Genomic DNA, 12,871 nt, shown 5'->3' on the forward strand with positions numbered 1-12,871 from the left:
TGGGGCGGGGGGGGGGGTTGACGGGGGGGGTGGGGGTGGGGGCTGGGGATCCGCGCCGGGCCCGCTCCCGCACGTCCCGCAGCCGGTCAAGCGCGCGGCGTACGGCTTTCTTGGCGGTCTCGCGGGAGATCCTGGCCCGGAGCGCGACCTCATCGATCGGTAGGTCAGCGACCACCCGCCAGACGATGAGTTCGACGTCACGAGGATGCTCCTGCGCCAACTGCTTCAGCGCTTCTTCGATCGTGACGCGAGTGGTGACAAGGGTGCTCAGACTCGGAGAGCGGACGTCCAGAGCGCGCTGCAAGCGTTCTTCGACGAGCGGATCGTCAATCCCGGCGAAGTCGACCGGATCGGTCGGCCGACGCTCCGCATGACGATACATGTCGATCGCCGCGTTCGTGATCACGGTTCGCAGCCACGCCTTGGGGACGAGCGGAGTTCCGTCACCGGCCTTCGGGAGCGGGTCGCGACCGAAGGTGTGAAAGTACGTCTCCATCACTCGCGTGATGAGGTCCTCACGGTCAGCCGCGGGCCAGCCTGCGTATTTCGCGGAGACGACCTTCGTGATCTCCCGTTCGACTGCCTCGAAACTCGGGTTGTGCGTACCGTTCCTGCCGAACTCGCGCATCGCCAGCCTCCCTCGTGGGATTCAGCGTAGGGAGTGGGTGCGACATCCGACTGCGCGTTCATCATTTCGTTGCCTGGCTGTCCCCGTTCGTGCATTCCCGCCGTATGAGTCTGTGCCGGTGTTCAACCCCTCCGGCGGAACGAGGGAATCATGACCGAGACGACAGTGCCGATCGTGACGGCGAATGTGAGCAGACTCACCGCGAGCCTATGGATCGGCGGAGACCTCGACACGAGGCGCATGGCCACGGCACGCGCCCAGCTCGCGGAACTCATGGCGGCGGGCATCAACACGATCATCGACTGCCGGGCCGAGTGGGACGATGCCGGCTGGGTCACCGAAGACAATCCCCAGATCGACTACCTCTGGATCGGGGTGGATGACGCGGGCCAACGGATGCCGTACGACTGGTTCGACGAGGGCACGGCCTACGCGCTCGAGCAGATCGCCGGCGGACACGTGGTGTTGTCGCACTGCCACATGGGCATCAACCGCGGTCCCAGCATGGGTTTCGCGATCCTGCTGGCGCTCGGGTGGGATCCGATCGAGGCGCTGGACCTGATCCGCCGTTCGCGGCCGATCGCTTTCGTCGCCTACGCCGAAGACACCCTGGACTGGTGGCTCCACACGACAGGCGCGGCCGCCCCGGATCGGCGCCGCCAGCGCACGCGCCTCGCGCAGTGGCGGCACGAGAACGCGATGGATGTCGCGCGCGTCATCCGTCGCATTCGCACGGCGGGGGTGGCGTGATGGGAGCCGAAGGTCGCGATGAAGGGCGAGGCAGGCGTTCTCGAGGTTCGAGCTCCCGCGAGTGGCGCAGCGGAGCGCGGGCGGGTGGGGCTCGATCGGAGCTCGATCTCGCTCACGAGTACGCCGCGGACTGGAAGCGCGGAGTGATTCAGCGTCAGCAGGCGAGCTCGCGGTTTGACAGGACGATCTATGCGACGACCGGAGTGAAAATCGCGCGGGGCGGCCTACCAGGATTAGGTCGGCGACGGTGACACCCAGGGGGATAGCTCAAGCGCCGACGGATCACACATCTCCGTCTACGCGAATTGCTCCCTTACGGAGGGAGATCTGCCCGCGAGTTCCGGCCGTCGTTCGATCCGAGTCCACGCTCTCGTCACTCGGAGTCACTCCATCGATCCGCACCGTCGAGACTGCATCTGCCGTGCCTCTAGAGGAGCGCGCTATGGTCGAATCGTGTGGCCGATGAAGGTGCAATTTCGGAGCGGGGGAGCCTGATGGGGGAGCTTGACCGGGTGAAGGTCAGGAAGGTTGGACAAGAGGGCCAAGAATTAGCTGTCCTTGAGTTTCAAGGCCGGCTTCGGGAGCAGGTGATCGAGAGCTTCCGTCAGAACTACCTAGCGTCTGGCTCCTATATGCCGGACGCGCGCGGGCTGTCCCCACAGAGTGCTCAGTCCATTGCGCTCGCTGGAACGGCGGCCGGCGCTACGGCAGTATCAGCGACCTTCGCGCCAACCCTCTTCATGGCAACCGCAAACCCGGCGACGCTCATGCAGCTCGGAGCGGGTGTTGGCTCTGCAGTCATGGGTCCTACAGGAATTGTTGCGCAGGCGGCATTCATCCCCGTGGCCGCTTCTCTCCCGGTGGTCGCGCCGATTCTTGCGATGCAAGCGATCACGGCGGCCGTCATGTTGCGTGAGTTCGAGAAGGTCGACAAGAAGCTTGATTCGATCAAGGACCTCCTCAACAGCACACTCGCGCGCGCCGAAGCGACGCACGCGGCAGAACTGCTGACGGCCACGCGCACTGTCGACGAGGTGTACGAGCAGTGCATGATTGAGGGCGCCTTCTCTCACGACATGTTGATTAGGCTCTCGATCGCCGAGCACGACATCCGTCGACTGGCGATGCGGTTTCGGACCCTTGTGGAGTCTCACTCGGTCGAGCAAGCCGACGACCCCGAGGCGGTGGGCCGGGCCAACTATGACGCCCATAGTGCGATGTTCGGATCGTTCGTCGAGCTACGGATCGCTTACTTGCGGCTCTGCGTTGACATGCAGGAGAACCCGAAGTCGGTCGAGCGATCGGTGTCGAGATTGCGCGGGGCGATTGTTGACGCAACCGAATTCTGGCAACGTCTCCGCAAGAGATCAGAGGTTTTGAAGGCCGCGGTCGCTGAACACGAGCGCAATCTCAATGACATGAACTGGGCAGAGCGACTCATTGGGGGTCGAGGCGCGTCTGCGGAACGCAAGCTGGATGCGCTTCGGGACGCGTACATCAGCACGATGGAGAGCGAGCTCGCGATCATGGAAGGGTTTGACTCGGCCATCCAGTCCGCAAGACAGGCGCTTACATCCCTCGACGAACAAGACCTCGATGCCGATGCGTCGCCGACGCTCGTGTACTGGGAGGACGAGGCGGGGCAGCACTCCTTCTCGACGTCGCAGCTCGCCGTGAAGCCGGTGTAGCGATCACCTCATGGAGGGTGTCTGGGGCCACGTCTAGTCTGGAAGACTTTCACGCGCCGACGGGGCGGCAGAGTCTGGGGGAATGAAATGAAGAGCTGCAAGGTGGGGGCGGTGAGTATCGAAGTACTCGAAGGTCGCCATTCGATCAGGGTCGTCCCGCCAAGTCAGTGGCATAGGGACAAGACTGCGCGCCCTGCGCACGCGGTGCTGGCCAATCTGAAGGCCGATGACGGTCTTCGTGCACAGGTCTCGCTGGTGCGGTGGGATGCCGACGACGAGGTGTCGCTGGGCTACACGGAGCTTCTTGCGGGCCCCTCCGACTACGAGCGGCTCGAGGATGCCGGAGCAATTTCCCCAAAGCTTGTCGGCGACAGATTGGTCGCGCGAGTCCGCGCGCTGCGTTATGGAACAGATGGGCGAGCCACGGGCGCGGCAGTTGAGTGGTCGCAGATCAGCGAATGGGCTGGCGGCGACGCGCAGGCGTTGCTCGCCGCGCTCGGCGCGACGCGCACGGGGGCCTATGGCGTGCTGCTGCCGAGCGCAACCCGATTCAAGACCGAGCCGGCCATCGAGGTGCCGCTCGCCGACCCGGCGGCGTTGTTCGCCGTCTACGCGCTCACGCGCGTGGTGCCGATCATGATCGGCTACGGCAAGGACCCCGCGGAAGGCCCGAACGCATGAGCGGCGTGGACGTCTCCATCGCGTTGCCGGAGGACGAGACTCCCGGCGAACTCATCAAGGGCTACTTCACCCTTATGCGCTCGTTCGGTTGGGATCTCTATGTCACAAGTCACTTCGCGCTGCGGGAGTCGCTGGGTTCGCAGTGGTTCGCGGCTCGGATCAGGGCGCTCAAGGACTCGGACCCGAAGAACTGGCGGCCCAACCATCGCTTCGAGCCGCAGGACCCCGGTGTGATCCTCCGCGACTACATCTACGAGCAGGACTCTCCGTATCTGAGCGTTTTCGGCGGGCATTTTCAGAAGAATCTCGTGGCGAAGAAGGTCCTCGCCACGAGGAACACATGGTTCCACTTCGGCGACGATCCGACGACCTCCCAGCTTGCGGAGGCGGCGAAGGACGTCCGCGCGTTCGTGCAGTCCAGCGGCATGCACATCGCGGGACGCATCGACGCTCTTGTCGAGCGGCTGGAAGACCTGCGCACCGGACGCTGCCCGGCAGTTGCGGCGCCGCATCCGGCCGCAACGGCTCCTGCCGGCGCCGCCGCCGCACCGCTGGACACCCCAGATGACTTGCCTCGCCCGAGGATCGGTGGCACCTGGGTCGGTCCGCTCCCGGAGTTGCGTTACCGGATTACCCGCGCGGGGGATGTCGTGCACCCCGACACGATGGAATCCGTGCGTTCTAGAGTCAACGGAGACTTCGCCGACAAGGTGCGTGCCTGGACGGCCGTCGAGCCGCGCGGCCGCGAGCTGTGGATCGACGCCGACGGGGCCGTTGGCGGGTTGATCGGCGCGACCCCGCGCCTGCTCGGCTATCTCGGCCCCGATCCGGAGAGCGACGTCGCTCGCGGATTCTTCACCTCGCACTTCTATGCCGTCGAGGGCGACGAGATCGCCGACCTCGACTCGGGCGAACGTCGCAAGCAGTCGTTCGCCGTGGGGCTTGCCGACGGCGCGACGCTTCGGGTGACGACGTATGGCGATGTCCTGGTCGTCGGGGACGCAGACGGTGCGGAGCGGGTGGCGACGGTGATGCCAGCCGATTGGTTTCCGGGGCACCTGGGATGAGAACGGGAGAGACGTACATGGCGACACCCGATAGCTTCATCGTCGACAACACGAACGAGGAGTGGAAGGCGCTCCAGTATCTACGGGAGTGGTGCGATCTCAGCGAGGCGATCGACATCGCCACGGGGCACTTCGAAATCGGCGCGTTCCTGGCCCTCGATGGCGCGTGGCAGAAGGTCGACCGCATCCGCCTCCTCATCGGTGGCGAGACGAGCCGTACCACCGCCGACGCGATCGCCGCCGCGCTCGACACGTCGATCAGGGTCGAACGCCAGAGTGGAGATGCATTCCTCACCGGTGTCGAGGGCGTGGTCGACGGTATTCGCTCGGGCAAGATCGAGATCCGGGTGTACAAGCCGAAGAAGTTCCACGCCAAGGCCTACATCACCCACGGCCGTCACCGTGTCGTCGGCTCGGCGGCGCTCGTCGGCTCGTCCAACTTCACCCGGCCGGGGCTCACGCAGAACGTGGAGCTCAACGTGCGCTTCCAAGGCCCCGAGGTCACTGAGTTGCAAGAGTGGTACGAGGAGCACTGGCAGACCGCCTCGCCGGTCAACTCAGAGTTGCTCGCCGTGCTCGACCACAACGTGCGCGAGTTCACCCCCTTCGAGGTGTACACGAAGGCCTTGCACGCGCTCACCGCGGACGCCGATCCCACCGACAAGACGTGGGAGGAGTCTGAGTCGGTGATTTATCCGCAACTGGCGCCCTACCAGCGCGAGGCGTTCCACTCGCTTGTGGAGATGTCGAAGCTCTGGGGCGGCGGGTTCCTCACCGATGGCGTCGGCCTTGGCAAGACGTTCGTCGGCCTCATGCTTACCGAGTACTACGCCGTCCGGCAGCGCAAGAACGTGCTCATCATGGCCACGAAGACCGGTCAGGATGCCGTGTGGAATCCTGAGATCAGGGATCGGCTTCCCGACCTGTACGGCGGTCAGTTCTCGAACGTTATCGTCAAGGCCCATACCGACCTCACGACGAAGTCGGGGGCTGCGGAGATCGAGCACCTGGCGAAGCGCGCCGATGTGGTGATCATCGATGAGGCGCACAACTTCCGGAACCACGGAAAGTCTCCCACTGACGAGAACCCTTGGGGCTCGCGCTGGTGGCGCATGCACGAGATCTGCAGGGACAAGACGGTGTTCCTACTGACCGCCACGCCGATCAACAACACCTTCTTCGACCTCGTTCACCAGGCCGAGCTGTTCACCGGCGTGGATGAGGACTCGCACTTCGCGAGCATCGGTGTGAACAGCCTCCGTAAGTACATCGTGAACCTCGAGAAGCCGTTCAAGCAGGTCGTTCCCGATCACGCGACGATCGACCAGATCATGGCCGACGACAAGCTCTTCCAGTCGATCATCCACCAGAACTCCCGCCGCTACGCCGTCGAAAGCGCGAAGGTGGCGGGTGGTGCCGAGGTAATCTTTCCCGACCCGCAGATTCCCCGCGCGGTCCCGTACTCGTTCGGTCTGCTGTACTCGCCACTGTTCGACGAGATCCAGGCCGCTTTTAGCCGCGCCAATCCGCTGTTTGTGCTGCCGATGTACTATCCGCTGGCGTTCTCGACCGACCCGAAGGTCGACACACGGCTGGAGAACCGGCAGCGGCAGGTGGTCGCCCTGATCCGCACAATCTTCCTCAAGCGGTTCGAGTCGAGCCTTGCCGCCTTCGCCGGTTCGTGCCTGGACCTCTCGGCGAAGGTGCTCAGGTGGCTCGACGTGAATGTCAAGGCTGACGCGACTAGCGAGGCGGATCTCGCCGCTTGGCGCGCCGCGAACGAGCCGACGCTTCAGGCGATTCACGACACCTACCGGTCGACCATCGACGAAGGATGGCACGAGGAAGACCTCACCGAGGAGGAGCTCGAAGAGCTCGACTACAACCTCGTCGGCGGCGGCTACCGACTCGACGACATGATCGCCGCTGCATTCGACGACCTGGACCAGCTGACCAGGTTCATGAACCTCGTGCTCGCTGGTGCAGGCCTTGACGACAAGTTCGCGAAGCTGCGGACGCTGTTGATGGGTCCCTCGAGCTCCGAGAAGGCGACGCTCGACGGGGAGGTGTTCACCGAAGAGTTCCGGACACAGCCGGTGATCGTGTTCACCGAGTTCGCCGACACCGCCCGTTACCTCCACGAGGAGCTTCTGAAGGCGGGTCTGACGGATGTCGACCGCATCGACGGTAGCCGCAAGGGTGACCGATACGCGATGATCAAGCGCTTTGCCCCTTTCTACAACAAGGTCGGCAAGCGAGACCGTGCAACACAAGAGCCCCTGCGTGTGCTGATCTCCACTGACGTACTCAGCGAAGGAGTGAATCTCCAAGACGGCACGCTTCTGGTCAATTACGACATCCATTGGAACCCCGTACGGCTCATGCAGCGCATCGGCCGCGTCGACCGGCGCATGAACCCCGCCATCGAGGCGGAACTCGTCAAGGAAAGGCCGAAGGCCAAACGGACCCGAGGCAAGATTCAGATCCGCAACTTCCTGCCGCCCGACGAGATCAACACCCTTCTGCAACTCGTCGGCCGCGTCGAGGGCAAGACACTGATGATCTCCAAGACACTCGGGATCCCTGGGGGCAAGCTGCTCGACGCCACCGACATCTTCGATGACGTGAAGGTGTTCCAGGCGTTCAAGGACGAGTACATCGGCGACATCTCCCCGCTGGAGGAGCTGCGACTCAAGTGGCTCGAACTCGCCAAGGCCGACCCCGAGTTGGAGGCCCGTACCGAACGGCTCCCCGATGGCATATCTGTGGCGAAGGACGGCAAGCCCAAGGGTCTCTTCATCTGCCGCAGAGTCCCCACGCTTACGAAGGTCGACGACGACAGCGACCCCGCGTGGAGTCTCAGTCCCGGTCGGATCGAGTGGAGCCTCAAGACCAATGATGAGGTCGAACGCGGGCCGCTCACTATCGACCACGCCATCAACGCCGGTGTCGACACACCGAAGGCAACGTTCTCCGACCGGGGGACCCTGCACGCGGCACTGCGCGAGTTTGAACGAGCAGAGACCAAACTTCTCCGGAAGGATGTGCAGCTCCCGATGGATGCGCCGACGCCTCAGACGCTGTGCTGGATGGAGATCGTATGAATGCCGATGATGCGCGCCTGCGCGCTCTGATTAAGGCCGCGCCGAGTTCGATCGGGGGCCTCTTCTCACTGCTCTACGAGGGCCTCGACTGGCCGATCTACGACATGGCCTTGGAGGCGGATGACATCCTCATCGACTGGGCACCTGAGGAGCTCCACCTTGATCCCGACCATGTCGCTCGGCTCACTGGAATCTCCCAGATCCCTCCATTGACGGCCAAGCAGAAGTTTGGCGCGTTCTATCTGCGGTTTGAAGGTGGGCAGTTGCCGATCGGTGCGGTACGGCGTCTCGTTCAGCAGCTTGTGACGAGCAAGCGCGGCAAGGGCGGCGGCAAGCTGCCGACATGGAAGTTGAGCGACCTGCTGTTCTTCTGCCACGCCGACGGCAGCCAACCCGTCCTCCACGTCGTGAACTTTCAGGAGAGAGAGGGAAAGCGCGTTCTTCGGGTTCTCACTTGGAACGATCAGCCCACCGAGACCCGCTTGAGTCTGCTTGCCCGTCGCGCTCTCGACGAGCTGCGGTGGACGAGCGACGAAGGCCCTCGTGTCGTCACTGACCGGTCGGCCGGGGTCGGATTCTCCGGATATCGGGAGGGCATCAAGAGTGCGAAAGCTCTCTCGCGTCGCATGGCCGAGGTCGCGCAGGATGTACGCGACGAGGTGAATGGTCTGCTCACGGTCGAGACGGCCGACGGCCCCATGCGTTCGCTGTACCGCAACGTGCAAGAGAAGCTCATCGGTGACATCACATCCGAGCGATTCGCCGACGTCTACGCGCAGACGATGGTCTACGGACTGCTCACGGCGCGAATCGCCCACCCGGAGGACTTCAAAGCTGAACAGTCGCTGTCAGTCATCAAGTTCGACAACCACTTCCTCGACGCGATCTACTCGCGCTTCCGCGACGAGACCGACGAGGTCATCGATGTTGACGAGCTCGGGCTCGCTGACCTCGCTGACCAACTTGCCAACACCGACGTCGATGAGCTGCTCGCTGACTTCGGCGCAGACAACCAGCGGGACGACCCTGTCGTCTATTTTTACGAGGAGTTTCTCGCTCAGTACGACCCACAGCAGCGGAAGGACCTGGGCGCCTTCTACACTCCCAAACCCGTTGTCCGTTACATCGTCAAGACTGTCGACGACGCGCTCAAGTCATTCGGACTGACGCTTGGCGTGGCCGATTCGACGACGTGGAGGCAGTACGTCGCTGACCACCCCGACATCGAGATGCCGGCAGGCGTGAACCCTGATGATGCGGTCGTGTCGATGTTCGATCCTGCCAACGGCACCGGGACGTTCCTCGTTGAGTGGCTGGAGCAGGCCAAGCGCAACGCTGGGCAGGCTGGGGCCGACGCCGCTCTGAAGCACGCGTCCGCGGTCGAGATCTCGCTCGCCTCCTATGCCGTGAGCCATCTCAAGGTCTCGCTCGACCTGCCTGAAGGCGCTCGGCAGAAGGCGCGGCTACCGATCTACCTTGGTGACACCCTTGGCATGCGGCGCCGCGAGGGCCTGAAAGGTATTGACGACCCGATCGGCGATGAGGGCCGCCTTGCAGATCGTGTGAAATACGACCGGCACCACAACGTGCTCATCGGCAACCCTCCCTATGACCGCGTCGAGAGCGAGGGTACCGGCGGGTTTATCACGGCGCGCACCCGCGGTACGCAGGCCGAGGGCTTCCGTTCGCTGTTCGACGACATCTTCGACGACGCCCGCAGGCACGTCATATTCAGCGCGCACGCTAGCCTGTACAACCTCTACGTCTACTTCTGGCGGTGGGGGATCTGGAAGGTATTCGAGCAGAACACCGGGCCCGCGGTCATGTCGATGATCACAGCATCCTCGTGGCTCGACGGTGCCGGGTTCCTTGGGCTGCGTCGCCTCGCCCGTGAGGTCGCTGACGAGATCATCGTGCTCGACCTGCACGGCGACGGCCTCGGCGCGCGCAAGGACGCGAACGTTTTCGACATCCAGTCGCCAGTAGCGATTGTGACCCTCACACGCCGCGGTCGAGGTGACCGCTCGAGGCCCGCGTCCGTGCGGTATGCGAGCCTCTTTGGCAAGAGCCGCGATGAGAAGCTCTCTATCCTGTCGGAGCTCGCCGCGGGTCGCGCTCGACTGGATACGATGCCGGCAAGTGGCGACTGGCACAGCCCGTTCATCCCGGTGACCGGCGGGGCAGACTGGGCCAGCTGCCCGAAACTCACCGATCTCTTCCCTTGGCAACAGCCCGGAGCGATGATCAGTCGAACCTGGCCGGTCGCCCCTGATGCGCGGACGTTGAAGCGGAGATGGAGCGCCTTCACCCAGACAGGCGTTCCTGACGAGCGCCTCGCCGCATTCTCGCCATCGAGGACGGGGCGAACGATCAGCACAAAGGTGGCGGGCATGGCGAAGCTGATGGACTTGGCCGCGGGTGATGCACACGAGTCCATCGTTAGGTTCGGGATGCGGTCGTTCGATCGGCAGTGGACATTCGAGGACCCTCGTCTTGCGAAGACCGAGAGCCCGTCCCTGTGGGCATCGCTGTCGAAGGAGCAGGTCTTCCTCACGACGATGACGACGACCAGCCTGGGCGATGGCCCGGCCGCGACGCTGACGACCGCGGTCCCTGACAAGCACTTCTTCAGCGGTCGCGGCGGCAAGGACATCATCCCGCTCTACCGGGACGCGAAGAAGACGCCTAACGCCGACCCGAAGCTGCTCGCAGCCCTGACGGGCCGCCATCGCGCGGTCGAAGCGAGTGCTGCCGCGGTGACCGTCGAGCGACTGTTCGCGTACGCGTTCGGCGTGCTCGCCGGAGCGGACTACCGGGCCCGGTTCGCTGATGGGCTTGAGACTCCGGGTCCACGCGTGCCAGTGACATCGGACCCAGCCCTCTTTGAGCGCATGGTTGCACACGGCAAACAACTCATCTGGTTGCAGACGTTTGGCGAGCGATTCAGTGAGGGCGCGATCTCCACCGCTGGCATCGAGTGGTCGAATGAACCGACGCGTCTGCCGGACGGCAAGACCGATCTCGCCTACGACGCCGCCAAGCAGACGCTGCGCGTCGCCGACGGCGCGCTGGTTGGTGTCCCTGCTGACGTATGGCGCTTCAGCGTCAGTGGGATGGAGGTCATCCCAAAGTGGCTTGGTTACCGCATGGTGAAACCCGCTGGCCGTGCCGCCTCAAGTGATTCGCCTCTTGACCACATCCGGCCAACAACATGGGCACGAGAGTGGAGTGACGAGCTCGTCGAGATCGTTGCGGCGATCAGGGGAACCCTGGCGGTGCTGCCCGATGGGATCGCCTTGCTTGACGAGATCGTGGCCGGTCCTCTGATCTCAGCCCAGGAGCTGCCGGCGCCTCCCGCGGCACTGCGTCAGCCTCCGAAGACGAACGGGGGCGATCACAGTGGGCTCTTCGCTGACGACTTCAGCTGATGCTCGTCGCGAACAGGGCGTGTGTCGGGCGAGCGCTCGGCCACATCCCAGGAGCGGGGCCGTGACATGATCCGCCTCGGTTACCACCCCATTCCTGACGACCTGGATGCCGTGCTTGGTCGCGCGAGGTTTGTACGCGCGATTGTGATGGATGAGTCGATTGACGGACTCTACGATGCCGTCGACTCCGTTCGGACCGCTCCGCTGCCCGACGCGCAGCTACCGGCCGGACTGTACTGGTTTGACGGTTTCGTCGATCCATTGATCATGCAAGTGGGAGCGGGCCCGACGGGCACTTCTGATGAGCTCGCACTCGATGTCTGGGATGACGCGGTCGAGCATCCTCTTGCGGAGGCGCTCAGGTGGGCCGAACACCTGTGGGATACGGGACTCCCGGTGCCCGCACCAAAGTTCGAAGTGGGTGATCGCGCACTGACCGTGCCGGCAGGTGCCGATGTGGAGGTCAGGGCACGGACGTTCGATCACGGTACGTGGTCCTACCGCGTGCGGGGAGACGGTGGTCTGCGCTCCGAGCTCGAGCAGAAGCTCGCACCGATCGACGCCTCTGACCAGCCCGATGAGTGGGTCCTCGGCGAGCGTTCATCCGCTGCGCGGTTCGGCGCGACCCTCACTCGGACCAAACTCCGCGGTCGCTTCGCCGACACGATCTACTCGTTCCGGGCGACGCGAACCGTGTTTCGCCCCTACCAGTTCAAGCCGGTTCTCAAGCTTCTGCAGACGGGCCAGGCGCGGATACTCATCGCTGACGAGGTCGGTCTCGGTAAGACGATCGAAGCCGGGCTCATCTGGACGGAGCTCGAAGCCCGCCACGAAGCCGATCGTGTTCTGATCGTCTGCCCGTCGGTGCTCGTCGACAAATGGCGCGACGAGATGCTCGAGCGATTTGGGTTCGATGTCATCCAACTTGACCGGGATGAACTCAAGCGATTTCTGGAGCAGCACCGCGAGGGGCGCGTGCCCCGACGAAAGTCCTATGTGGTCTCGCTGGAGACGTTGCGCACATGGGATGCGCTGGAGGAACTCCAGGACAATCCGCCGGAGTTCGACCTCGTCATCGTGGACGAGGCGCACTCAATGCGCAACAGCGAGACCAAGAGCTATCAACTCGGCACCCAACTGTCCGAGTGGACGATCGGGTCGAACATGGTCTTCCTCACAGCGACACCGATCAACCTGCGTGAGACCGATCTCCTTCATCTCCTTGGCCTGCTCGAACCGGCTGACTTCGACACGATCGACGATCTCGAAGCGAGACTCGAACCAAATGCGGTTCTCAACGAGGTTGGTCGCATGCTCACGCGCCAGGATGTGCGCGGCCGCGACTTTGAAGAGGTGCTCACCCGGCTGAGCGGCCTCGTCTTCGAGAAGGCGATCACGCTTCGACCGGAGTTCGGAGACCTCAGAGACATCCTCCGTCGCGCACCGCTGGCGCCCAAGGATGTCGCGGAGGCTCGTCGCCACATTGGAGAGCTCAATGCTCTCTCCACGACGGTGACCCGCACGC

Annotated in this window: 8 protein-coding genes; 7 read left to right on the plus strand and 1 reads right to left on the minus strand. The window is 63.8% G+C overall.

Annotated elements, in window-relative coordinates; genetic code table 11:
* Positions 1–628: sigma factor-like helix-turn-helix DNA-binding protein (locus tag Q1V87_RS06945; RefSeq protein ID WP_300591440.1), on the minus strand; the 628-nt coding region annotated here is incomplete at its 3' end.
* A 150-nt stretch (positions 629–778) separates the two neighbouring features.
* Here Q1V87_RS06945 and Q1V87_RS06950 point away from each other — a divergent pair.
* The 7 genes from Q1V87_RS06950 to Q1V87_RS06980 form a co-directional block, all read left to right on the plus strand.
* Positions 779–1,378, plus strand: coding sequence for a dual specificity protein phosphatase (locus Q1V87_RS06950; protein ID WP_300591441.1), 600 nt, complete (start codon positions 779–781; stop codon positions 1,376–1,378).
* Positions 1,379–2,118: 740 nt separating this feature from the next.
* Positions 2,119–3,066: a hypothetical protein gene (locus Q1V87_RS06955; RefSeq protein ID WP_300591442.1), complete on the plus strand. Its 948-nt coding sequence runs from the start codon at positions 2,119–2,121 to the stop codon at positions 3,064–3,066.
* A 111-nt stretch (positions 3,067–3,177) separates the two neighbouring features.
* On the plus strand, positions 3,178–3,747 hold the full coding sequence (locus Q1V87_RS06960) for a hypothetical protein (protein WP_300591443.1): 570 nt from the start codon (positions 3,178–3,180) through the stop codon (positions 3,745–3,747).
* A gap of 5 nt (positions 3,748–3,752) precedes the next feature.
* Positions 3,753–4,814, plus strand: a complete 1,062-nt coding sequence (locus Q1V87_RS06965) for a hypothetical protein (RefSeq protein ID WP_300591444.1) — start codon at positions 3,753–3,755, stop codon at positions 4,812–4,814.
* Positions 4,815–4,831: 17 nt separating this feature from the next.
* A complete protein-coding gene (locus Q1V87_RS06970) occupies positions 4,832–7,918 on the plus strand; it encodes a helicase-related protein (RefSeq protein ID WP_300591445.1) in 3,087 nt (1,028 codons plus the stop codon).
* Positions 7,915–11,346 (plus strand): type ISP restriction/modification enzyme, encoded by a 3,432-nt coding sequence (locus Q1V87_RS06975; protein WP_300591446.1) that lies wholly within the window; start codon positions 7,915–7,917, stop codon positions 11,344–11,346. Before Q1V87_RS06970 ends, Q1V87_RS06975 begins: the two co-directional genes overlap by 4 nt.
* A 66-nt stretch (positions 11,347–11,412) precedes the next feature.
* Positions 11,413–12,871, plus strand: a 1,459-nt coding sequence (locus tag Q1V87_RS06980) for a DEAD/DEAH box helicase (RefSeq protein ID WP_300591448.1), incomplete at its 3' end; no start/stop codon positions are given.

This window comes from Microbacterium sp., from assembly GCF_030149085.1.
GTDB lineage: Bacteria > Actinomycetota > Actinomycetes > Actinomycetales > Microbacteriaceae > Microbacterium.

Coding starts and splice junctions, on each gene's coding strand:
- Q1V87_RS06950 (WP_300591441.1), top strand. CDS start 779: ATGACCGAGACGACAGTGCCGATCGTGACGGCGAATGTGAGCAGACTC.
- Q1V87_RS06975 (WP_300591446.1), top strand. CDS start 7,915: ATGAATGCCGATGATGCGCGCCTGCGCGCTCTGATTAAGGCCGCGCCG.
- Q1V87_RS06970 (WP_300591445.1), top strand. CDS start 4,832: ATGGCGACACCCGATAGCTTCATCGTCGACAACACGAACGAGGAGTGG.
- Q1V87_RS06955 (WP_300591442.1), top strand. CDS start 2,119: ATGGCAACCGCAAACCCGGCGACGCTCATGCAGCTCGGAGCGGGTGTT.